Below are 24,402 nucleotides of genomic sequence, written 5' to 3' on the forward strand. Positions count from 1 at the left end.
TATGAACCACAAAAAGATTCGTCGATTAATGCGTAAATATAAACTGAATAGGCTACACTGAATTGGACAGTTCTCTTAAGGTCTAGTAGATTAATCTGGAAACCACCAGTCCTTGTTCTCGGTCGATGGCTTTTATCTTTCTCGCTCCATAAACGCGCTGATTTTCTTCAAAAATACGGATGATCGCATGCTCCAACGGCGAATTGGACGCTTGATGAAGAAAAACGGCCTTGTATCGGTCTACACGGTTGCCCAGTATACACCGCATGTGTCTTCCTGTAACGATTCACCCATCCGGAACGAATTGAACCGAGAATTTGCAAAAGAAGAACCGTTCGAAGCTGTTGTGAGTGACTTGACTTACGTTCGGGTCGCAAACAAATGGCACTATATCTGCTTGCTTGTGGACTTGTTTAACCGAGAAATCATTGGTCATAGCTGTGGAAAACACAAAGATGCCGCCCTGGTCTACCAGGCTTTTGCAAGCGTGAAAGGAGACTTGCGTCAAATTCAACTTTTCCACACGGATCGTGGTAGTGAGTTTAAAAATCAAACGATTGATGAAGTCATTGACACGTTCGAAATCAAACGTTCGTTAAGTATGAAAGGCTGTCCCTATGACAATGCGGTGGCAGAAGCCACCTTTAAGCTGATCAAGGCAGAGTTTGTAAAGAATCGGCAGTTTGAATCCCTCACCCATTTAAAGCTAGAGCTAGGAAAATTGTGAAATGGTTTAACGAAACAAGAATTCACTCCACATTAGGCTATCTCAGCCCAGCTGCTTACAAAAGGCAGGCACTTAAGAAATCTGTCTAGTTTGGTGTTGACAATCCAATACTCTTTTTTCTATAAAGCAAAAATTACCCATTTTGATGTACCATACATAAACTATTGAAGGAATTTGTTACATTATGTAGAAAAAGTTGCATTGAATTAGGGACTATAATCATAGAGGGAGGTTGTTTATTTGAAACTATACTACTACCTTTTTAATGTGAATGTACGGAATTTTAACCAGTTAATTTTGCCCAATAAAGTTAACGAAGAGAATAACTATTTTGAATTACAACCAAGAAATGCCCAATGGAATTTTGAATTTAAAGTTTTATACAAAAGAATAAAACTAAGGAACCTAAATGGATTGCATTTCTTGAAGGGGATTTGAAATTAACTACTGTTGATAGTATGGGGGGGTGAACCCAATATTTTGAATAACATTTCGCGACCAAGCTGGAAAAATGGAGGAAAAGGGTACAATTCGTCGAATTTTCACATGATAAATATGATTTAAGATAAATAAGGAAGAGGATAAATATGGAAGAAAAAAGAAAAAAATGGCCGATTGCAATTGATCTTTTTTCAGGCTGTGGGGGAGTAACCGAGGGGCTAAAGCAAGCTCGCTTTAAGGTTGTCGCGGCAGTGGATATAGATCCTGTTTGTTGTAAAACTTACAAATTAAATCATAAAAAAGTAAAACTATTTAAAAAGGATATTAGGAAAGTTGAACCAAAAGACCTTCTTAAACTAATACCAGATGGTCAGGAGTTAGATCTGCTAACTGTGTGTGCCCCTTGCCAGCCTTTTAGTTCTCAAAATAGGCACAAGGGAGATGATGAAAGAACTCCTCTTATTTTAGAGTCTATTAAGTTCATAAAAGTACTGAAACCAAGAGTAGTTTTCTTCGAGAATGTTCCAGGATTAGCTGAAAGTTATGTATTTACTGATCTTCAAACAGCTTTGCATGAAGATGGCTATACAACGATAGACCCTGTTGTGATTGACGCTGCCGATTATGGCGTCCCACAACGCAGACCTAGATTTATCTATTTAGCAAGTAGGACTAAAGAATCCATTTCTGTTCCTAGAGCAGTAACTCCTGGAGTAAAACGTATAACGGTAAGGCAAGCAATTGGAGATCTGATGAAACTTAACTCCGGAGAAAGAGACCCAAACGATAGACTCCATACAGCTCGTAAACACAAAGAAATAGCACTTCGAAGACTAAAGTATATCCCTAAGGACGGGGGAAGTAGAAGTTCACTTCCGGATTATCTTCAACTTGAATGTCACAAAAAACATAATGGTCATAAGGATGTATATGGTCGAATGGCTTGGGATACAGTGGCTCCAACACTAACAACAGGTTGTACTAATATCACCAGAGGGAGATTTGCTCATCCAAATGAGGACAGAGGCATTACTGTTCGTGAAGCTGCGCGGCTACAAACATTCCCGGATGAATATGAGTTTTACGGAAATCTTGAACAAGTGGCAACCCAAGTTGGAAATGCTGTTCCAGTCAATATGATGAAAAATATCGCTTGCCATATTAGAAGTCATTTAAGGGGTTGATTAAGGTGCAATGGGTTTATACGCCTAGTCAGAATGAAGCAATTGAGTACCGGGGGGGACATTTATTAATTATTGCCTGTGCTGGTTCTGGCAAAACTGAAGTTATCTCAAAACGAATATCCCAACTTGTCTCTGAAGGAGTAAAAAAAGAGGAAATTGTTGCGTTTACATTTACTGAAAAGGCAGCTGAAGAACTCAAGGCTAGAATCCGTAAGCATTTGGAAATACTAGTTCCAAGTGATCCCGAACTCGGGCCGATGTATGTTGGAACTATTCATAGTTTTTGTCTACAACTTCTTAAAGAAATAGAACCTAATTATCGGAACTACGAGGTAATAGATGAAATTCGTCAAGCAGCGTTTATTGCTTCGAATTTTCGTGATATAGGGTTAGATCAAATACAAGGTGAAAATGGTTACTTCACTACAATTAATCGCTTTATAAACACTTTAAAAGTCCTCCATGTTGAGGGAATTTCTGTACGAAATATTAGAAACCCATTACTGGCAAATTGTGTAAGGAAGTATCGAGAACTACTAACGACAAGACCACGACTATTCCTTGACTTTAATATGATCATTGACGAACTTTTGTTGCTTTTACGGAACGATCATACAAAACGAGAACTTGTTCGTTCTCGCTTTAAACATATTGTTGTTGACGAATACCAAGATGTTGATCCACGTCAAGAAGAGTTAATCCAAAATATTGTAGGATCGAGCACTTCTTTATGTGTTGTTGGTGATGATGATCAAGCTATCTATGGCTGGAGAGGAGCTTCAGTTGATAATATCCTGACTTTTGAGCAGCGTTATAAAAATGTTAAAAGAGTAAATTTGACAGAAAATTTCCGTTCAACCCATGCTATCGTTGAAATAGCGGATACTGCTATCAGAAGACTTCCTGCAAATAGAAGATTAAACAAAAGTATGATTGCTCAAGAATGGGTTGAAGAGTCAAAATCCTTTCGTGAAAAAATGGCAGAAAAGGGGGATATCCAAAGAAGGAGTTTTTCTAACGAAAATGAGGAAGCGAAATACATAGCGGATCAAATAGAATATTTACGTGGTGTTTGCACAAATAGAGATGGTGCAAAGGGATTAAACTGGGGCGATATGGCTGTATTGCTCAGAAGTGTAAAATCGACAGCAAGGCCAATTATTGAAGAACTTCGGAGTAGAGGAATACCTTGCGTTGTCCGTGGTATTGGTGGACTTTTTGATAGTGATGAAGTCAGACTTATTCAGGCAGCATTTTGTCAGCTATCAAATAAAGAATTCCCTCACTTGAATGAACAAGGGGAAAGGGTATATTACGATGATGCTAGGACAAGGCAATTCATTCGCCAAACGATTATTTCCCTAAGGGGCAGTAGTGAAATGCCTCATGCAGATGAAACTGCCTTCCTAGAATGGATCGCCGCAAAAAGAAGGGAATTAGAGATCGCTTCATTACCAAAAGGAATTCGACCACGGACCGTCAGCCGAAGAGTATTTCCTCAAGATCTTTTTCATGAAATGTTAGAGGTACTTGGTGCAAATCGGGGACCAGAAGCATGGCCAGATAGAATTATGTATAATTTGGGGCAATTTAGTAAATTAATTACTCAATATGAATCGATACATCAATGGATAACACCGTATGATCTGTTTTGGTTTAATGTTTTTCTGGAGAATTGGGCATCAGAAAAAATCGATGAAGGAGGTCTTGATGATCCAAGTGTAATAAATGCTGTGCAAATACTAACAATTCACGCCGCTAAAGGGTTGGAATGGCCTGTAGTGTTCTTGCCGGAGATTTCAAGTAGAATTTTTCCAAGTAGTCAGCGAAATAGAGTAATAGAAGTATTTCTGCAACAAAGTGAATGTAACCTAGATAATTACAAAAGTGGTGATGAAGGTGAAAGACGATTATGGTATGTTGCTCTTACTAGAAGTAAGAAATTCCTTCATATAACCTCTGTTAATAGACCCAGAAAAAAACCAACAGAATATTATAATGAAATTAAACATGATTATGTTCGAGATGATGGTATAGACCCTACTACTAGATTCAGATCTGACCCATCAACAATTGGCTCTAAGGTGGAATTGTTCCCTACAAACTATTCTGATCTAAATTATTATTGGCAATGTCCACAAGATTATAGACTGAGACGACTAATGGGTTTTGGACCAACTATTGGACAGGAATTTGGCTATGGACAACAGATTCATAATCTACTTACGGCAATCCATGAGCATGCACAAAATAGTAATGTTACAAAAGAATGGTTAGATCAATTAGTTGATCAGCAGTTTAATTTACGCTATACGACTGGTAATCCATATGATTTGATGAAAGAAGCCGCTAAAAGAACATTGGGCAAGTACATTGAGAGGTTTGATAACATTAATAAACTCGTATATCACCCGGAAAAGCCTTTTGAGTTCGTCTTAGAAGATGCATTAATAAGCGGTACTATTGATTTGCTTGAAGAAATTAATGGGGCCACAGGCGAAAGAACCCCTGTAAGTGTTGTTGAGTTTAAAACTGGAAGCATTGATGCTGATAATTTTGAAGAAAGATTAGATAATGTTGAAAAACAGATGCGACTTTATGCACTCGCAACAAGAGATGCCCTCAGAATGGATCCGGTTAATGCGAAGGTTCATTTTCTATCTCCCGAAGAAGTACAAAACAGGGCAATAAACATCTCTGAGGATATGCAGCAAATTGTAAGAGATAATGTTAGGGATGCTGTTACTGGAATAAAAAATGGGCAATTTGAACGTAAACCTTCTGATGTATCTCGTTGTAGTCGATGCGATTTTAAGTTATTATGCCCAGGATCGAAATAACATTCGTGTTAATAAAACTGCCAATTGCGCTGTTTTAGCGAAATTTGGTAGTTTTATTTTTTGTCAACATCTATTTTAACGTTAAAAAGTATAAAGAAAGTATTTGCGATTTGTGAGAGGTATTATTTTAAATTAAGAACCAAAATTGCGTGCACGGTGTTTAAACACCGTTAAACCATTCCGCTGAACCGCAACAAAAAAAATTAGTAATCGAAGAAAACAGAAAAAAATAGCCAAGGACCCTTGATAATTGGGTTTTAGTCAATTAAGGAAAGCGCCGTATTTGATCTTGACAGGGGGGCGTTGATTCGAACCTAGTCCGGATGCCAATTAATTATCAGCATACCTGAATATTGTTTTAAAAGATGAATTACGCCAAGAAGGGTATCATTATATCTGAAAGTTTGCTTGCAGGAGCCATCATGATGTACCGCTTCGTAGCAATCATTGAAGTTTCGTATCAAATGGTATAAAGGATGAATCTATTGAACGTGTTAAGAGAATTTTCTAGGAGAATCATAAGCATTAAAACTAATATTTATCCTAGCACAGCAACATTGTACCGTGGATACAAAACATTATAAGGCAAATTAATGTCAATTTATGTACCCACTAGGTATTGGTTTTTATTGCGAATGTATGTAGCCATGCAAAGGAAAGAAATCATACCTAACTTCCTTTTGTATATTGCAAGGTGATTGGATATTAATACCATTTCCCTGGATAAATCTGTACATAGAAGATTGTACAAGAAATAAGGAAAGACAATCGCTGTAAAGAGATCCCATCCAACTCGTCCTAATCCCCCAACCCCCAAGCCTAGTAAAAACCATTATTTCCCCCCACACCCCACTCAAGTAAGACGATACCTCATCGCATACTCTACCAACTCACTCTTCTTCCTCAAATTCAGCTTATTCAAAATCCTCGTTTTATGCGTATCAACCGTTTTAATACTAACATGCAATTCCCTGGCAGTTTCCGACAAGGAAAAGCCTCTCACGAGAAACTGCAACACCTCGCGCTCACGAGGGCTTAGAACCACATACGGATTCATATGATCCCCTGACGTTTGCATTTTCTTAAACACAGTTGATATTTCCTGCGGGCGGAGATAGAGGTGCCCATCCATCACGGCATCAATCGCCGTATACAATTCCTCATCTACTGCCGCTTTTGGGACGTAGCCGGAAGCTCCGGCTTGGATCACCTTCGTCAGATAGTCCTCGTCTTCATGCATAGTGAGCACGATGACTTTCGCTTGCTCGTTGCGCTGGCGGATCTCGGTAAGAACCTGAATGCCATCCAGGCCCGGCAAGGATATATCCAATATGAGAAGATCAGGCTTTGCCGTCTCGTAAATCCGGAGCGCCTCGATTCCATTGGCGGCTTCGGCTATAACTTTATAGGCCGGTCTCTTTTGCAGCAACAGTTTTAACCCTGATCGGAACAAAGCGTGGTCATCTACCAGCATCATATTGATAGTCTTTTCCATCATGACCCCTCCTTCTGTTTGAATGGGAAAGACACGACGACATCGGTCCCGCCGCTGCGGTTTGCTTGCATAAAAAACGAGCCACCCAGCAGCTCCGCCCTTTCCTTCATCCCGTAGATTCCGATCCGGTTTTGCTGACGGGCTTTTTCGAAATCGGCCTCTTGGATACCGTGGCCGTTGTCATGAATGGTCAACTCGATCGAATACTCGTCGATCTCCAACTGGATCGAGATGCCGGTGGCGGCGGTATGTTTCGCTGCATTAACGAGACTTTCTTGCACGATCCGATAGAGGGCCAGCGCAATGTGGCTGTCGATGGCGGAAGTCTCTTTGCCGGAAACGTGCAGGGTGACGGTCACAGCGAATTTTTCCTCGAATTTCTTGACGTACTTTCGGATTGCCGGAATCAACCCGATGTCATCGAGGATGGGTGGCCTTAATTCCACCGCCAAATCTCTGATTTCCCGCAAAATGTTGGCGGCAATGTCCCGGCTTGTCTGAAGCAGCTTCTGCTGCTCGAGATCTTTCGCTTCGCTGGCCAAAACGCTCATCGTGACCATGAGAGAAGCGAGCGCTTGGCTGGTTTCGTCATGCAGTTCGCGGGAAATTCTCTTTCTTTCGTCTTCTTGTGCCGATAAAAGTTTCAGGATTAGCTTGTCGCGGAGGTGATCCTTTTCTTGAAGCTCCTGCAATAGTTTCTCTACCGCCATGCGGGAGGTGATCAGCTTGTCCGCCATTTCGTTGAAAGCGCGGGCGAGCGTACCGACTTCATCGTTACCCTCTGCCTTTGCCCGCAGGGAGATATCGCCGGCGGAAATACCTGAGGCGATAGCGGCCAGATCATTGATCGGCCGGGTAATGATGCGGGTCACATAATAGGCGATGCCGGCAGCTCCCACGCAGACCAGAAGGGTAGCGGCCATCAATTCTGCAATTTTCGTGAAAATATAGGTTCTCTCCTGCTTTTCAGCCATGCCAACGCGAACATAGCCCAGGTCGCCATCCTGGATCGGCATGAGTATATCATGGATATTGCCTTCGTCAGAAGTGAGTGTAACGTAATTTTGAAGATTGTTGTTATTCGGCTGATGGGCAGCCAGTATCCCTTTCGGCAGGGAATCGGGGAACGTGTGCCCGACAAGAGCATGATTGCCGTTGAATACGAGAATGTAACGAACGTCTTCATTTGCCTGCTGCGCCCGGGTGATAAGAAGATGAATCGCATAAGAGTCGTCAACCAATATAGAGTCCGCGCTCGATACGGCTATATTATCGGCAATATTTGCACCGCGCTTTACGAGTTCCTCGGTCATCATCTTCGTCAGCGATTCCCAAATGATGCAGCCCAACACTGCGGCGAGAAAAAGCAGCGCGACGAGGATCGCTCCGAATATCTTCTGGTTGATTTGCAGCCTATTCATCCATTTCATAGGTAACCTCATACAATTGCGGTTCAATTGGCACGAAGCGGTCGATGAACAAGCCCTCAAGCGCGGGCTTCATGGCCGCTTGTTCATGCATGGTCAGGAAACTTTCCTCAATTATTTTTTTCTCGTCCTCCGGCAATTTGCTGCTGATCACAACCGGGCCGGTGCCAATTGGTTTCGAATTTGCGATTATTTTGAGTTCCTTGTTCAGTTCGGGGTTTTCACGTTTGGCCCGTTCAAAGGCCAAGCTGTCGACGGCAGCGGCGTCCACCACCCGATTGATCACGGCGCTTAGGGATCTTTCGTGATTGTACGTGAAGAAATAACGGCCAAAAAAATGCTCCGGGGTTTCGCTGATTTCTTCCAATTTATCCTTCGTAAATATGTATCCGGAAAAACTGGCGGGATCTGAGAACGCGACGGTTTTTCCTCTTAAATCGGCCAGATCGGCGATTTTATCTTGGCGATTCACGACGATATAGCCGTAATAATATGGAACACCCATACGCTGTTGCATAGCGATCGCTTCCAGACCCTGCACATTTTTGTACGTGATGTACGCGCCCGTCGAAAGGAGGGCGATGTCAGCGCCTCCGTTGATCAGCAGCGTGCTGATCTCGTTATAGCTCTTGCGCTGAATCAGGATCGCGGGGCGATCGAGCTTTTCCCCGATGTAGTTCGCGATTTTCTTGTAGTACATCGTCGTATCTGTCGGCGACAACACGCTGGAAATGGCCACTCGCAAAGGAGCAGGCTTGCTCTCTTGGGAAGTGGCCGGCATCGTTTCGGATTCGGAGAAGACGATTTGATAGGTGGTGCGGCCATCCTGGCATCCCCCGGCAAGCAGCGCAACCAGAAGAATCAGGTACATCTTCCATGCATGTTTCATACTCTCCTCCATTTTTGCAACTGAGGGATTGATGCAACAATTCAATACAGACAAGTATAGCATGAAACCGGCGCATCTTGTCAGGTCGTGCAGGTCCTCTCGCCTTCAGATGGAAATAGCGATGCGAGCTTACAGCGATCGGCCATTCGCGGTATTTGTCAGATAAAATCTGACATTCCCAGGCGATCATCCTACAAAAAATCAGATGTTTTCCGATAATGTGCGATGCGGACGTGTAGGAAAATAGAGCAGTGGAGGGGGATGGCGATCGGAAGCGGGCGGTTTTGAAAGTGCTTCCACGAAACCGGGGCGGCCCGGTCAGCAAAAAAATACAGAAAGGCGAGGTGGATCGTATGATTTCCTTTTTACAGCCAAAAGCTGCGGCTGCACGCGTAGCGCCGGAACAGGTTCAGAAAACGTACAAGCTATTCCGCATGCAGTCCTTGTTGGGTGTATTCTTCGGTTACATGGCTTATTATATTGTGCGCAACAACTTTGCCCTCTCGACTCCCCATCTGAAGAACGAACTTCATCTGAGCGCCACGGAGGTCGGGCTGTTGAGCAGCTGCATGCTGATCGCTTACGGAATCAGCAAGGGCCTGGCGAGCAGTCTGTCGGACAAGGCGAGCCCGAAGAGGTTTATGGCCCTTGGCTTGCTGCTGTGCGCACTGGTCAATGTCATGATGGGCTTCAGCACGGCATTCTGGATGTTTGCAGTGCTAGTCGTGCTCAACGGACTGTTTCAGGGGATGGGGGTTGGCCCTTGTTTCATTACGATTGCACACTGGTTTCCCCGCAAGGAAAGAGGGATAGTGGGTGCCGTCTGGAACATATCGCACAATTTGGGCGGAGGCATCGTCGCTCCAATCGTAGGCGTCGGTTTTGCGTTGGCGGGCTCCGATCACTGGCAAGCGGCGAGTTACCAGGTTCCGGCTGCCATAGCCATTGTCTTCGCATTGGTAATACTGGCCCTGGTCAAAGGCTCCCCGACGAATGAAGGCTTGCCGCCGGTAAGCGAAATCGTCAAGGACGCGTCCGAAGAGAAATCGCAACAACGGCAGGATTCCCAACCGCCGGAAGATATGAGTGTCTGGAACATTTTCAAAAATTACGTGCTCTTCAATAAAAACGCCTGGTTTGTTTCGTTTGTCGATGTTTTCGTCTACATGGTGCGATTCGGTATGATCAGCTGGCTGCCCATTTACCTGCTGAATGTAAAACAGTTCACAAAAGAGGAGATGAGCGTCGCCTTTTTGATCTTTGAATGGGCAGCCATTCCTACGACCCTTTTGGCTGGTTATCTGTCAGACAAGCTGTTCAAAGGATACCGCATGCCGCCGGCAATCATCTCAATGATACTCATTTTCTTCTGTATCATCGGCTACTGGCAAAGCACCTCCTTGTTCTGGACCGTGATCTTCGCGGCAATCGTCGGCTGCCTGATTTACATTCCGCAGTTTTTGGCCTCGGTGCAAACGATGGAAGTGGTTCCGGCGTTCGCCGTTGGTTCTGCGGTTGGGTTGCGCGGTTTCTTGAGTTACATTCTGGGTGCTTCTTTGGGTACGACCCTCTTTGGCGTCGCGGTTGATATGGTCGGATGGAACGGCGGATTCTACGTATTGCTGGTTGCAGCGATATGCTGCGTCGTCTTTTGTATCTTGACCCATCTCGGAGCGAAAGATCTGGAACGCCAAAGAAAACTGGCCGTACAAAGCTGAAAAAATGGCCGTTCTCCTCGATGAAGGGGAGTCAATCTGCAAGCTGTCGCCACTGTGTTCGGCGACAGCTTTTTTGTATGGTGAACGGGATGTACCCCCTCACCCAAACTTCCCCCGCACCTCCTCCATAAAACTTTCAACCGCCGGAGCCAAATACCGATTCTTCATAAACGTCAAATAGATCGTCCTCTCCAACGCCGGCGAATCGATCGTCTTCCGAACAACAGACACATCCGTAGACTCAGATACATAATTTTCAGGAATAATGGTAATTCCCAGGTTTTCCCGTACCAATGTCAAAGCCGTTTCAAACCGTTCAATTTCAAACTTGATATTCGGAGTCACCTGTTCAAGGGCAAAGGCGGTCAGAATATCCTCCCTCGTCTGAAACCCTTCCGTACTAATGATAAAAGGCTCTCTCTCCAGCTCTTTTATGTGAATGAATTCCTTCCGGGCCAGCGGGTGATCCCTGTGCAGCACCAGAACCAATTTTTCATTATATAAGGGAACAGACTCGATATCCTCCTCGTCTATATACTGGTTCGTAATCAGCAAATGTGTTTGATACTTCCGCAATGATTCCTTCACGGCATTTCCGCTCAGGACCTCGATCAGCTTGATGTTCATGGATGGATAAAGCCCTTGATACTCGCGGATCACTTTGGGGATCCAATGCTTCACCGACTCGATGATGCCGATAATGAGTTCTCCGCTGCCGGTCAGCTTTACTTCTTCCATCTCTTTTTTCAACATGTTCATTTGGGAAAGGAGCGAAGCCGCTTTTTGATAAAAAATGTTGCCGGCGTCGGTCAGTTCCATCTTTCTCGTATTTCTTTCCAGCAGCGGCGAGCCGACCTCTTGCTCCAAATTTTTGATCGCGTTGCTTAAAGAAGGCTGTGATATATGCAGCTTTTGCGCGGCTTTAGAGTAGCTCAGCTGATCGGCGACCGTTACAAAATAATGCAATTGTTTGATGTCCACAGGTTTCTCCCCACCCTTATTTATAGCTTTAAACTATAAATTTAATTAAATTATATATTAGAAATAATAAGTTTGTCGTTATATAATCAATAAATAAAAAGACTTTTTAAGGTTTAGAAAGGATGAAAACGTTGCCAAGGATTGTTTCAGCTGATGTATGGACCGGCCGGACTGATCATGCGGAGAGAAGGAGCAGCTTTCGCTGCCATCAGGTTGTAGAATTGGTGGACTTGGATGATTTGCAGGCCTCCAGGGATAACACATGTGCCATTATCGGGTTTGAATGCGATGAAGGAGTGAGGCGCAATCAAGGGCGGGTAGGTGCAGCCCAAGCTCCGAACGCGATGAGGCAGGCGCTTGCAAGCCTTCCTTGGAAACAGGGGGAAGGCAATCGGATCGTTGATGTGGGGAATGTTCGCTGTCAAGGCGAACAGCTCGAAGAAGCCCAGGAGGAATTGGGGCTGGCTGTCTCCGGTCTCCTGGCAAAATCGGCAACTCCGATTATTTTGGGCGGAGGACATGAAACGCTGTATGGACATTATTTGGGTGTCCGAAAACATATCGGAAAAGACGCTTCACTTGGAATCATCAATATTGACGCTCATTTTGATTTACGTTCCTATGAAATTCAGCCTTCATCCGGGACGATGTTCAGACAGATCCTAGAAAACGATAAAAACAGCCGTTATTTTGTCGTGGGAATCCAGCGCTTCGGAAATACGCAGGAACTCTTTGATAAGGCGGACGAACTTGGTGCCCGGTATATGTACGAAGAAGATATGGCTGGCGAACGGATGGATGACATCACCTCTGCGTTACACGAATTCATCGAAAATCATGATCATGTCATGCTCACCCTGTGCACGGATGTTTTAAACGCGGCGTTTGCGCCGGGGGTCAGTGCGCCATCTCCTTTTGGATTGACGCCGATGGTGGTTCGAACCTTGATCCGAACCGTTGCCGCTCATAAAAAAACGCTCTCTTTTGATATTTGTGAAGTGAATCCGGTCTTGGATGAAAACGGAAGAACAGTGAAATTAGGTGCCTATCTGACGAATGAAGCCATCATGGGATTTTTAGGGGGATACAACTAAGACTCGTATGGGTACCTATCGGGTAAAAAAAGCAGGTTCCAGCTAATATTTTGTATTGCGGCACCACGTTACTGGAGTGGTGGGAGCGATTTCTGTCCCGATCGACGAAATCGATGCCTATATCCAACTGCTCCCCCGGGACATCGAATTCGCTGCTTATTGCAGAGGACCTTTTTGCGTCTATTCAGCAGAGGTTGTGAAAAAATTGCAGGCGAAGGATTTTCCGCCTATCGGATTAAAGAGGGGTACAGGAGTGGATCAAGTGTATAAGAAAGCGCAAACGCTTGAGGAGTTACTGGCAGAAGAGTTGATTTGGGAGAGGCAAGAGGGAGAAATCGACCTTTTTGACTGGTGGGATAAAGGAATCCGGCTGTACAAGCAATTATTACGGCTGGATCCGGGGAATGAGCGATTCAGGGTGCAGCTGGCCAATCTTCTGCTGAAGGCCGGCGGGGATCTCAAGATGAGGCAGCATCATTTCAGTCAGGCGCAGCGGCTGTTTCGCGAGCTCATCAAGCTGGAGCCGTTACATGCCCTGGCAAACTATCGTATGGGCTTTCTCGCCTATTACGATCAGAAGTGGAGTATGGCTGTTCACTATTTTGAGAGGGCTTTGCGGGGAAATCCGGCGAAGCTGTCACAACAGATCAACCGGGAGCAAAGGATGAAAGCCCTCTGCTATCTGGCAAAAGCGTATCAAAACATGAGCCTGGAAACATTCGAACAGGCCAATCAAATGTGGAGCGATGAGAGAGACCCGATCGTCGCGGATGCTGTCGAGCCATTTATTGATGAAACGAGAAACGCGCTCTTTTCCTATGGAGATCAGAAGCCATATGTATTCGTGACGCGAAGCGATAGGCGCTGTCTCGATGAGCAGGAAGCCCTTGATTTTCAGGCGAAGGAACTTGCATGTGATGAGATTCGGCTCGATTTGTTGGGGGAAAAGTACTTCCTTATCTTTCGGCGTGACGTGCAGATAGAGCTTTCGGAGCAGTTGGCAAGACTGCTTCAGCTTTTAATGGAACAGATGCAGCCTGTTTCCCGGCAAACGATCAAAGACCGCCTGTTTCCTGATTCCAGAAGCGATTCAGTTGTCCGCCGCACCGTGCAAAGACTGCGTGAGGCACTGAGACATTCACTTTTACCCGATGATCTGATTCAAACTACCGACTTCGGCTACCGATGGAATTGGCCGGGAGAGTTTCAAATCTTTTATCGCAAGGATGATATATTCCTGGCAGATATGATCGATGTATAAGAAGCCATGGGCGAAAAGTGTAAAGTGACCCGTAAGCGGAGTACTTTTCTCAGAGTCTCCATCTTACGGGTCACTGGCATTCCGGCTTTTGTCCAACCTCGAGACTTCCCCCTTCTTTCATTCGAGTTTTCATACAGCGTACCGTAACTTCCAACACAAACCAGCTGCATCCCAACAGCTAGTTGCTTGATAATATTTATATCTTTCTCTATATTGATAGAGTCATACACATCTATGCAAGGAAAGGGAGTTTTCCGATGACGCTAAACTTCGCACAAACGGCATTTTCCCAGTTGCTTCTTTCAGGAACATTGGTGCATGAAGGGAGCTTTGAAGAGATTCAAAAAAGCTATGGCATTCAGTTTCACCCGCAAATCGTGATGATCGTGTCTATTGACAGATATACGGATTTGATTATCGGGAAACCGTTTCTTTGGCGAATGGAGATAGGAAAACACGTAGTAGAAGGCGTTTCAGAAGCGATCTCTGTCCCTTTCGCCTGGATTTGGGTAGCGGAAGGTGTGCTGGCGGTTCTGTTGGAAGTGGAATTGGAGCAAAAACAGCGGGACGACTATTGGAGAAAGGTCGAAGAGATTGCCCGTAAGATACAAAATTGTGCAGCCCGCAGAGGCGCTTCTGTGTCGATCGGGATCGGAAGCTATCAGGATAATCCCTACTTGCTTCATTGCTCATACGAAGAAGCGATGGAGTCTATGAACGATCGTTTTTTTCAGGGAAATCAACTGATTTTCCGTTACGAAAAAAAGGCGCACAACAAGCAATGGCAAGACGCTTTGTCGGCGCAGGAGAGGACAGAGCTGCTGGCTCGCGTGCGGATTGGCGATGATGATGGTGTTTGCGACCTGCTGAAAGCTTACCTTGAAAAAATGGCGGAGGCCTATCAAAAGGATGTAGACATATTTAAGTCAGAGGTTGTGGATCTGGTCATGACGATAACGCGCATTGTGCTGGAATCAGGCAGGGATGCCTCAACCATTTTGTCGGAAAATACACGGTTCATTCAGGACCTTTATAAAACGATACGCTATGACAAATTTGTTCTCAAAGTGTGCGAACATTGCAAAAGGTTAACGCAACTGGTGCAGGGGCTGCATGTATCCAAGGTATCACCGGTGATTCAGAAGGCGGTTCGTTATCTATTGGACAACCATCAAAGAAGAATATCTTTGGGAGAAGTAGCACAATATTGTTGTCTGAGCGTCTATCATTTCAGCCATCTGTTCAAACGGGAAATCGGGGAGAGCTTTATCGATTATCTGAATCGCATCAGGGTGAAAAAATCGTTATTTTACTTGGAAAATCCCGATTTCAGCGTACAGCAGACAGCACTGTTTGTGGGCTTTGATGACCCCAATTATTTTAGCAGGACCTTTAAAAAATATATGAACGTTACACCGTCAAAGTATAGGACAGCAAAATTATGCTAGTACTCCACAATTTTTGCTAGATGTTTTGTAAGCGTTATCGAGTAAGATAATAACCAATGATTTGATTGTTTTAAAAAGAAGCAAAAATTATAGGGGGTATTTTAGTGAAAAAGAAAATAACAGCTCTCACCAGTGTTCTCGCTCTTTCTCTGTTGTTTGCCGGCTGCGGAAACCAGGCGGCTTCCAACGGAGGAAATGGCGGCAACGCGGGGGCAGACACAATAAAAATCGGCTGGTTCGGGCCGTTGACCGGACCGACTGCGACCGATGGCACGCACAGCAGGGATGCGGCATTGCTTGCTGTGGAGCAGGTGAACGCTGAAGGCGGAGTGAATGGCAAACAGGTGGTATTGGTTGCAGAAGACGATCAGGGGAAACCGGAAGAAGCCCTAAAGGCGGTGCAAAAACTGATCAATAGTGACAAAGTCGTCGCGCTTGTAGACGGAGCCTACAGCGGTCCGTCCAAAACAGTTGCTCCCAAGGCGCAAGAAGCAAAAGTTCCGATGGTAGCCGCTTACGCTGTGCATCCCGAGATTACGACGGGCGGCGATTACGTAAATCGTGTGATTTACACCGGTCCCATACAGGGAAAAGCGATGGCCGATTATACCATAAACGAACTTCAAAAGAAAAAAATAGGGGTTCTCTACGTCGATATTGATTACGGACAATCGATTTATGGGGCATTTAAAGAACATGTGGAAAAATTGGGCGGGCAGATTGTGATTGATCGTCCGTTCAAGATGGGGGACAAGGATTTCAGCTCTTTGCTGACAGCGGTTAAACAAGCCAACCCTGAGGCATTGTATATCGTTGGCTACTACAACGAGGCTTCCGCTATCGTCAAACAGGCGAGGGAAAACGGCATTGACGCACAGCTGCTCGGAGTGGACGGATTTGACTCCCCGAAATATCTGGAGCTGGGGAAAGCCAATACAGAAGGTTCGATCTTCACAACCTCTTTCTACACGAGCGACAGCAGAGAAGTGGTGCAAAACTTCGTAAAAGCATGGAAAGAGAAATATCAAGGCGAACCGGACATGCTCTCCTCACAAAGCTTTGATGCCACAAAAGTGATTCTGGAAGGGTTGAAAAAATCCGGTCCAGACAGGGAGGCACTGGCAAAGGCAATCAATGAGACAAAAGATTTGGAAGGCACCTCCGGAAAAATTTCATTTGGCCCTGACCATGAAGTGATTAAGCCGGTGATCTTTATGACCGTAAAAGATGGAAAATTCCAGTTTGTGACTTCAAAAGTGTATAACTAACTTTACTTCACAGAACGTTCTACCAAGGGGGGACCAAGAACGGCCCTCCTTTCGTTTTCCCATTTTTGTGAAAGGGGTGAAATCAGTATGCTTGGCCAACAAATTGTAAACGGCATTGCATTGGGATTTACCTATATATTAATCGCTGTCGGGTTAACCATGGTGTATGGTGTACTTAAACTGCTGCACTTTGCCCATGGAGTGATTTACACGGTCGGGGCATTTGCAGCAATGGTGGGAATCTTGTATTTCAATATGAATTTTATGGTTGCGCTGCTTTTCGCCATGCTCGTATCAGCTCTAGCCGGAATGGCCATTGAAAAGTTTGCCTACCGCCCGCTTCGCGGTGTACATCCGATCACCACGTTAATCAGCGGTGTGGGTGTAGCGATCTTTTTGGAGAATCTGTTCCAGGTTGTCTTTACGTCGGATACGCAGGCGTTTCCAGAGACAGGCATTGAAGTTTCCATCGTTAAGCTGTCTCAATCGATCACGATGACCAACGTGAAATTGTATATCATTCTTGCCGGTGTCGTTGGGCTTGCTTTACTCTATGCCTTTTTGAAATGGACCAGATTGGGGATCGCCATTCAGGCGGCGGCACAAGATTTGCGGGCTGCATCCCTGATGGGGGTAAACGTCAACCGTGTCGTTTCCGTAACATTTATGATCGGTTCCGCATTGGCAGGGGTTGCCGGTGTTCTGGTGGCGCTGAACTTTAACTCGATCTTCCCGACAATGGGTGCGATTCCTGGATTGAAAGCGTTTTGTGTCGTAGTGCTTGGCGGATTGGGCTCCATCCCGGGAACAATAGTGGGCGGTTTGATTTTGGGAATCGTCGAATCGCTAAGCGAGGGTTACATGACGGGAATGGTGATTGACAAAGATGCGATCGCGTTCGTGATCTTGATCATTATTCTGCTGGTAAAACCGTCCGGACTATTTGGTAAGAACATTGAGAAAGTGTAGGTGATGGAGATGGATGACATTTTTAATCCTTATTACGTTGATATTGTCGTCTTTTTAGTCATCTATATTTTGCTTGGTTTAGGGTTGAATCTCATTACCGGCTTTGCCGGACAGGTAACACTCGGGCATGCTGCCTTTTACGGGATCGGCGCGTACTCCTCGGCCATTTTGTCAGCCAAAGTTGGCTTGAATCCATGGCTGTCCATCATTCTTGCCATTGTAATCACATTTTTGCTCAGCGCCATCCTGGGTCTGCCCAGCTTGCGCGTTCGGGAGGACTTTTTGGCGATTACCACGCTGGGACTTGGGCTGATCATCCAATCGTTTTTTAAAAATGCGGAGATCACCGGAGGTGCCTACGGCATCGATTCTATTCCGCTGCCTTCGCTATTCGGTTTTGAATTAAAAAATGCAAGCTACTTGCTATTTGTCGTCCTGGTCATGCTGGCTGCCATTTACGTATTGAAAAAGATGACCCAATCGCGCATTGGGCGGGCCTGGATGACAATCCGGGAAGACGAGACGGTTGCCCAATCGATGGGAATCAATACGACCTACTACAAGGTTTTGGTATTTGCGATCGGGGGAGCCTACGCAGGAGCCGCTGGCGCGCTGTTTGCCCACAAGGTTTCATTTATCAGCGCCGAATCGTTTGGCTTTCCTATTTCCGCTACGCTTCTTAGCATGGTTGTGTTAGGGGGACTTGGCAGCATTCGTGGAACGATCTTCGGGGTATCCGCACTCTACCTGCTGCCGGAAGCTTTCCGGTTATTCAAAATCGACTTTGTTGATATGAAGTATTTGGATATGTACAAAATGATGCTGTACGGAATACTGATGGTCCTTGTCATGAGATACCGCCCAAAAGGCATTTTTGGAAAAACACAACTGAAGAAATCAAAAACCCGTCAAATTCCCAAGCAAAAGTCGCTGAAGGACGGTGGTCACGTTGCTTAGAATCGAAGGAATCACCAAGCGATTTGGCGGTTTAACGGCTGTTGGCGGTGTGAGTTTAGAGGTAAGCCAAGGGGAGATCGTCGGCCTGATCGGACCGAACGGCGCCGGAAAAACGACCTTTTTCAATATCCTGACTGGTATTTACAAACCGGATCAGGGAAGCATCTCGTTTGAGGGGGCGGAGATCGCCGGAATCAAACCATTCCGGATTGCCCAAAAAGGAATATCGCGTACCTTCCAAAATATCCGCCTTTTAAAAGAAGAGTCCGTATTGGACAACGTTAAAGTGGGGATGTTCCGCACAACAAATTCCGGCCTCTGGGCGTCGATTCTCGGATTTCGCACAGCACGCCATGAGGAACAATTTGTAATCGAGGAAAGTTTGCGCATCTTGGAAACTGTGGGATTGAAAGGTTATGAGGAAGAAGTCGCGGGCAGTCTCTCGTACGGCAACCAACGGCGAGTCGAGATAGCGAGGGCCCTTGTATCACAACCGAAGCTGCTTCTGCTGGATGAACCAACGGCGGGAATGAACGCGGGAGAGGTTCAGGAAATGACAGAGCTGATCAAACAAATCAAGCAGAATGGAACAACGGTCATCTTAATCGAGCATAATGTGGCGATGGTTGTCGAGCTATGCGATCGGATTGCCGTACTTGACCACGGCGTGAAAATAGCGGACGGGGAGCCGGAAGCGATTATCTCGCATCCTGATGTCATTGAAGCGTATATCGGAAAAGAGGGTATCGGGGAGGTGAGCGAGCATGCTGCGCATTGAAAAACTGAACGTCTCCTACGGCAGCATTCACGCAGTGAGAGATGTCAGCTTGGAGGTGAATCAAGGAGAGGTGGTCACCCTGATCGGTTCGAATGGTGCCGGGAAAACCACCACTCTTAACGCGATTTGCGGCGTGATCCCCTCCAAAGGCTCGATCCGGTATCAAAATAAGGAAATAAACGGCCTGCCCACGCATCAGATTGTTAAAGAGGGAATTGTGATGGTGCCGGAAGGAAGGCGCGTCTTTCCCAAGCTTTCCGTGGCAAACAACTTGCAGATGGGTGCCTATTCCCGAAAAGCGACAAAGTCAGAACTGCAGGAAGATCTTCACATGGTATATGAACTTTTTCCCAGACTTGCCGAGCGAAAAAGCCAAATGGCAGGAACCATGAGCGGAGGAGAACAGCAAATGCTGGCCATTGGGAGAGCCTTGATGGCCAACCCAAAACTGCTGATCCTCGATGAGCCTTCCATGGGCTTGGCGCCGATTGTCGTGAAAGGCATCTTCGAAACCATTCGCCGGATCAAACAGCAGGGTCTGACGATACTGCTTATTGAACAAAATGCCGCGATGGCGCTGTCAGTGGCCGATCGGGGTTATGTGCTGGAGCATGGAGAGATTGGATTCCACGATACGGCAGAGAACCTGCGCAATCAGGATATTGTCAAAAAAGCGTACCTAGGAAAATAAACTGAGTGCAAAAGGAGGCGATTGGATCGAACAAGATCGAGTTGCTTAATCCGTCCTGGTACAGGATCCTCGCAGAGCCACGGTCAGAATGACTTTGCATACGATTATTTACAGTTATTGCTAGTTATATGAAACGAAATCGACAATAGAATGGATGAATGGGAGAGATCAATGATGGAAAAAAAATCTGTACGTGAGATTCGAGCAGCCCGCGGTACAAAATTGACGGCAAAAGGATGGCAGCAAGAAGCAGTATTGCGGATGCTGATGAATAATTTGGATCCGGAAGTGGCAGAGCGGCCGGAAGATCTGGTCGTGTATGGGGGCATTGGGAAAGCGGCACGGAACTGGGAGTGCTATGACAAGATTGTGGAGTCGCTTACGAACCTGGAAGCGGATGAAACACTGCTTGTGCAATCAGGAAAACCAGTCGGCATTTTCAAGACACACACGATGGCCCCGCGCGTATTAATCTCCAATTCGGTATTGGTTCCTGCTTTCGCCAACTGGGATACGTTCCGCGAGCTGGATCGAAAAGGGCTGATGATGTACGGCCAGATGACAGCCGGAAGCTGGATTTACATCGGCACACAAGGCATTTTACAGGGAACCTATGAGACGTTTGCGGAAGCGGCCCGCCAGCACAACAACGGAACACTGAAAGGGACGCTTACTTTGACCGCGGGCCTGGGCGGTATGGGTGGAGCTCAACCTCTTGCCGTCACAATGAACGAAGGGGTAGTCATCGGCATCGACGTCGATCCATCCCGGATCAAGCGGCGTATCGATACACGCTATTGCGATGTGATGGTGTACGATTTGGACGAAGCATTGAAGCTTGCCAGCGAGGCGCAGGAACAGGGCAAACCGCTCTCGATTGGACTGGTGGGCAATGCGGCGGAACTCTATCCGGAATTCGTGAAACGGGGAATCGTGCCAGACTTTGTGACAGACCAAACCTCGGCTCACGATCCGCTGAACGGATATGTGCCTGCAGGATATTCGCTGGAAGCTGCTGCAGATTTGCGGAAAAACAACCCGGAAGAGTACATCCGCCTCTCTAAGAAATCGATGGCAGCGCATGTTCAGGCTATGCTCGATTTGCAAAAAATGGGCTCGGTTGTTTTTGACTACGGCAACAACATTCGCCAGGTAGCTTTCGATGAAGGTGTGGAGGATGCTTTCAACTTCCCTGGATTCGTGCCTGCGTATATTCGCCCGCTTTTCTGTGAAGGGAAAGGTCCTTTCCGGTGGGCAGCCCTGTCGGGGGATCCCGAGGATATTTATAAAACAGACGAACTCGTGTTGAAACTCTTTCCGGAAAATGATCACCTTCGCCGCTGGATTACGATGGCCCGTGAGCAGGTTGCTTTCCAAGGCCTTCCTGCCCGCATCTGCTGGTTAGGCTACGGCGAGCGCGTCAAAATGGGCTTGGCCATTAATGAAATGGTACGGAAGGGCGAAATCTCCGCACCGATCGTGATTGGACGGGATCACCTGGATTGCGGATCTGTCGCTTCACCCAACCGTGAAACCGAGGCGATGAAAGACGGCAGCGATGTAGTCGGTGACTGGGCCATTCTCAACGCGCTGGTAAACACGGCTTCGGGAGCAAGCTGGGTGTCTGTACATCACGGCGGCGGTGTCGGAATGGGGTATTCACTCCATGCCGGTATGGTCGTAGTAGCAGATGGAACAAAAGAGGCGGAGGAAAGATTGTCCCGCGTGCTGAACAGCGATCCGGGAATGGGCGTCATTCGCCATGCCGATGCCGGATACGAGTTGGCGGTGGAAACGGCGAAAAAACATGGGGTACGTGTACCGATGCTGGGAATCTGATGATGCAAGCCATTACCCAAGACCGCCCGAAGGCTTCTTCGGGCAGCTTGGTTTTAAGGAGGAGCCAATGGTTCAACCACAGATCGATTTGCTCGTTTACAATATTGGTTGTTTAATCACGATGCAGGGCAACCCCGGACCAAGAAAGGGAAAGGAAATGTCAGAGGTTTCCTGCATCGAGCAGGGTGCCGTCGCAATCAAGGACGGAAAGGTATTCCTTGCCGGCCGTGAAAAGGATGTTCGCCTTCAATTGGCCGGTATGCTGATCAAGGAAGAATTGGATGCCGAAAACAGATTGGTTACACCCGGTCTGATCGATCCGCATACACACCTGGTCCACGGCGGTTCGCGTGAAAATGAGCTTGCCTTAAAACTGAAGGGTGTCTCCTATCTGGAGATCCTCGCACAGGGCGGCGGGATTCTCAGTACGGTAAAAGCGACCAGGCAGGCAACGGAGGAGGAACTGTACCAAAAAGCACGCAAAAGCCTTGATACGATGCTGCTTTATGGAGCGACAACCGTTGAGGCGAAAAGCGGATATGGCCTCACCTTGGATGATGAGTTAAAGCAGCTTCGGGTTGCCAGACGATTGGATGAGACCCACCCCGTAGACCTTGTTTCCACCTTTATGGGAGCCCATGCTGTACCGCTGGAGTACAAAGGGCGATCTTCTGAATTTGTTCAACTGGTAATCGAGCAAATGCTGCCGAAGGTAAAAGAAGCAGGACTAGCCGAATTTTGCGATGTGTTTTGCGAACACGGTGTGTTTACCGTCGAAGAATCACGTCGAATCTTATCGGCTGCGAAAGAGATGGGCTTCGGAATGAAAATTCACGCGGATGAAATCGAGCCGATGGGCGGAGCAGAGCTTGCCGGCGAGTTGGGCTGCATATCTGCCGAACATTTGCTGGCAGCTTCCGATGAAGGCTTTGAGGCGATGAAGAAGTCAGGTGTTATCGCGGTTTGTCTCCCTGCTACTTCGTTTAATCTGCGGTTAAATACACACGCACGCGCCCGAAAGATGATCGAAATGGGAGTGCCTGTCGCTTTATCAACCGATTACAATCCTGGCAGTTCTCCAACGGAATCTTTGCAGCTGGTCATGACATTAGGCTGTCTCAATCTGGGGATGACCCCAGAAGAGGTGTTGACAGCCATGACGATCAATGCCGCCTATGCCATCGGCAGAGGTGAACAAGCCGGAAGCCTTGAACCTCGTAAAAACGCCGATTTAGTGATGTATGACGCTCCAAATCTTGCTTATCTGCCTTACCACTTTGGCATCAACCATGTGCATACCGTGATTAAAAAAGGAAGAGTCGTCGTTTCAGAAGGCCGGCTGGTCTAAGAGCATAAAATATCCGCTTAGCGGACGAAAAAATCCTTTCAAGCCAAAGAATTTGGCTGGAGGGATTTTTTTGTTTTCAGGGCACGTGCAGTGGAACAACTGTTCAAATTGCTCAAAAAGAAAAAGTCCGAATTTGGAAATTCGGACTTTACATTAACAACGATGCCGGCGACGATGACAGCGACGCCGACGACGACGGAAGCAACAGGACATAATACTACCTCCTCGTTGTCTGATACTTTATTTTATGAACGATTAGGAGAAATGTTTGGACAGACCAACGAGTTAAAACGTTTGTTTTCAGCCATAGCAAAGCAGGGCGTTACACCGTGTAACCGGGCGGCCTCAAAATTAGAGATGTAAACAGCAAACAGAGAGGATGAACGAACATGGAAAAAACCATAGCTTGGGAACGCGCATTGATTCGGATGGGATTTGTATTTGAGAAGAGGGGCGAATCGCTGACGTTTTTGGGAGAAAGCCGGGAGAATTTTCAGCTTTTGCAAAGAATGCTGGAGAGTTTGGGGGTCCTTGGCAGCCTGGATGGCGGGATATTTACTCCCCCTGTTCCTGCAGTAGATGAAGAGCAATGGATCAGCGCCTTTTACAAGAACAGAGGAAGCCGCGAAGATTTTCCGGGAGAGGTTCATCGGATCATGCTCCACTCGCTCGATCCTTACATCGCCGGCATTGTCCGCTGGTGTGCAGCCATCGGGATACGGACGGCGATGAGCTGTGACGGACACGGAAAAAGGTTGGCATCCCTGTACTTTAACCGCGGGGAAGAGCGATATGCAGCAATCCTGGAGGCTTGCCTTGCGCTCATCTCAAATGGCAGGTGGCAGTTTCGCTACCAATATCCCGGTCGATCAGGACACTTGACGATCCGGCCTTCCCTGCAGGCACGCAGAGACAGCATGCCGGGAAGGGAACGCAGCTTTGAACAGGGCTGGCTGCTTGATGTGGCCGAAGCTCTCTACCGCCATCAGGGGGTCCTTCGCGAGCTGGCAGCTTCCATGCAATCAGTACCGGGAGACAACGTGTAAT

19 protein-coding genes and 1 pseudogene are annotated in these 24,402 nt (G+C 46.6%); 16 read left to right on the forward strand and 4 right to left on the reverse strand.

The annotated features are described in order from the left end of the window. Positions 1–193 precede the first annotated feature (193 nt). The 3 genes and pseudogenes from ACI7RC_RS25300 to ACI7RC_RS25310 all read left to right on the forward strand — a co-directional run. A pseudogene (locus ACI7RC_RS25300) lies at positions 194–816 on the forward strand (IS3 family transposase); the annotation flags it as partial. Between the two features lie 498 nt (positions 817–1,314). Continuing rightward, on the forward strand, positions 1,315–2,352 hold the full coding sequence (locus ACI7RC_RS25305; protein ID WP_408110960.1) for a DNA cytosine methyltransferase: 1,038 nt from the start codon (positions 1,315–1,317) through the stop codon (positions 2,350–2,352). Positions 2,353–2,357: 5 nt separating this feature from the next. Continuing rightward, on the forward strand, positions 2,358–5,192 hold the full coding sequence (locus ACI7RC_RS25310; RefSeq protein WP_408110990.1) for an ATP-dependent helicase: 2,835 nt from the start codon (positions 2,358–2,360) through the stop codon (positions 5,190–5,192). An 853-nt stretch (positions 5,193–6,045) separates the two neighbouring features. On the opposite strand, the gene ACI7RC_RS25315 is transcribed toward ACI7RC_RS25310, so the two are convergent. From ACI7RC_RS25315 to ACI7RC_RS25325, 3 genes are read right to left on the reverse strand one after another with little or no spacing between them, the layout of a single operon-like run. Next, complete coding sequence (locus ACI7RC_RS25315) at positions 6,046–6,687, reverse strand: response regulator transcription factor (protein WP_408110961.1); 642 nt, start codon at positions 6,685–6,687, stop codon at positions 6,046–6,048. Continuing rightward, positions 6,687–8,117, reverse strand: coding sequence for a sensor histidine kinase (locus ACI7RC_RS25320; RefSeq protein WP_408110962.1), 1,431 nt, complete (start codon positions 8,115–8,117; stop codon positions 6,687–6,689). Before ACI7RC_RS25320 ends, ACI7RC_RS25315 begins: the two co-directional genes overlap by 1 nt. Continuing rightward, positions 8,101–9,003 carry a substrate-binding domain-containing protein gene (locus ACI7RC_RS25325; protein ID WP_408110963.1) on the reverse strand — a complete coding sequence of 301 codons (903 nt, stop codon included), beginning with the start codon at positions 9,001–9,003 and terminating at the stop codon, positions 8,101–8,103. The genes ACI7RC_RS25320 and ACI7RC_RS25325 overlap by 17 nt, the downstream gene beginning before the upstream one ends. A 353-nt stretch (positions 9,004–9,356) precedes the next feature. On the opposite strand from ACI7RC_RS25325, the gene pgtP reads away from it, so the two are divergent. Next, complete coding sequence (gene pgtP / locus ACI7RC_RS25330; protein WP_408110964.1) at positions 9,357–10,721, forward strand: phosphoglycerate transporter PgtP; 1,365 nt, start codon at positions 9,357–9,359, stop codon at positions 10,719–10,721. A 99-nt stretch (positions 10,722–10,820) separates the two neighbouring features. On the opposite strand, the gene ACI7RC_RS25335 is transcribed toward pgtP, so the two are convergent. Next, on the reverse strand, positions 10,821–11,702 hold the full coding sequence (locus ACI7RC_RS25335) for a LysR family transcriptional regulator (protein ID WP_408110965.1): 882 nt from the start codon (positions 11,700–11,702) through the stop codon (positions 10,821–10,823). Between the two features lie 122 nt (positions 11,703–11,824). On the opposite strand from ACI7RC_RS25335, the gene hutG reads away from it, so the two are divergent. The 12 genes from hutG to ACI7RC_RS25395 all read left to right on the forward strand — a co-directional run bounded on the left by hutG (position 11,825) and on the right by ACI7RC_RS25395 (position 24,401). Beyond that, positions 11,825–12,796 (forward strand): formimidoylglutamase, encoded by a 972-nt coding sequence (gene hutG / locus ACI7RC_RS25340; RefSeq protein WP_408110966.1) that lies wholly within the window; start codon positions 11,825–11,827, stop codon positions 12,794–12,796. 79 nt (positions 12,797–12,875) lie between these two features. Continuing rightward, positions 12,876–14,057 carry a winged helix-turn-helix domain-containing protein gene (locus ACI7RC_RS25345; protein ID WP_408110967.1) on the forward strand — a complete coding sequence of 394 codons (1,182 nt, stop codon included), beginning with the start codon at positions 12,876–12,878 and terminating at the stop codon, positions 14,055–14,057. A gap of 182 nt (positions 14,058–14,239) precedes the next feature. Further along, positions 14,240–15,505, forward strand: a complete 1,266-nt coding sequence (locus ACI7RC_RS25350) for a helix-turn-helix domain-containing protein (RefSeq protein WP_408110968.1) — start codon at positions 14,240–14,242, stop codon at positions 15,503–15,505. 104 nt (positions 15,506–15,609) lie between these two features. Continuing rightward, positions 15,610–16,773 carry an ABC transporter substrate-binding protein gene (locus ACI7RC_RS25355; protein WP_408110969.1) on the forward strand — a complete coding sequence of 388 codons (1,164 nt, stop codon included), beginning with the start codon at positions 15,610–15,612 and terminating at the stop codon, positions 16,771–16,773. An 87-nt stretch (positions 16,774–16,860) separates the two neighbouring features. Continuing rightward, positions 16,861–17,742 carry a branched-chain amino acid ABC transporter permease gene (locus ACI7RC_RS25360; protein ID WP_408110970.1) on the forward strand — a complete coding sequence of 294 codons (882 nt, stop codon included), beginning with the start codon at positions 16,861–16,863 and terminating at the stop codon, positions 17,740–17,742. A gap of 9 nt (positions 17,743–17,751) precedes the next feature. Further along, entirely contained in the window at positions 17,752–18,699 is a 948-nt protein-coding gene (locus tag ACI7RC_RS25365) for a branched-chain amino acid ABC transporter permease (RefSeq protein WP_408110971.1), read from the forward strand. After that, on the forward strand, positions 18,692–19,477 hold the full coding sequence (locus ACI7RC_RS25370) for an ABC transporter ATP-binding protein (protein WP_408110972.1): 786 nt from the start codon (positions 18,692–18,694) through the stop codon (positions 19,475–19,477). The genes ACI7RC_RS25365 and ACI7RC_RS25370 overlap by 8 nt, the downstream gene beginning before the upstream one ends. Next, positions 19,464–20,168, forward strand: a complete 705-nt coding sequence (locus tag ACI7RC_RS25375) for an ABC transporter ATP-binding protein (RefSeq protein ID WP_408110973.1) — start codon at positions 19,464–19,466, stop codon at positions 20,166–20,168. Before ACI7RC_RS25370 ends, ACI7RC_RS25375 begins: the two co-directional genes overlap by 14 nt. Before the next feature lie 174 nt (positions 20,169–20,342). After that, positions 20,343–22,007, forward strand: coding sequence for a urocanate hydratase (gene hutU, locus ACI7RC_RS25380; protein ID WP_408110974.1), 1,665 nt, complete (start codon positions 20,343–20,345; stop codon positions 22,005–22,007). A 67-nt stretch (positions 22,008–22,074) separates the two neighbouring features. Continuing rightward, the gene (gene hutI / locus ACI7RC_RS25385) at positions 22,075–23,355 is read left to right on the forward strand and encodes an imidazolonepropionase (protein WP_408110975.1); all 1,281 of its coding nucleotides are present in this window, start codon (positions 22,075–22,077) and stop codon (positions 23,353–23,355) included. A gap of 90 nt (positions 23,356–23,445) precedes the next feature. Next, complete coding sequence (locus ACI7RC_RS25390; RefSeq protein ID WP_408110976.1) at positions 23,446–23,718, forward strand: hypothetical protein; 273 nt, start codon at positions 23,446–23,448, stop codon at positions 23,716–23,718. 26 nt (positions 23,719–23,744) lie between these two features. Further along, on the forward strand, positions 23,745–24,401 hold the full coding sequence (locus ACI7RC_RS25395; RefSeq protein WP_408110977.1) for a hypothetical protein: 657 nt from the start codon (positions 23,745–23,747) through the stop codon (positions 24,399–24,401). Position 24,402 lies beyond the last annotated feature (1 nt).

The sequence above is a fragment of the Brevibacillus sp. B_LB10_24 genome, assembly GCF_046036945.1.
Taxonomy (GTDB): domain Bacteria; phylum Bacillota; class Bacilli; order Brevibacillales; family Brevibacillaceae; genus Brevibacillus_C.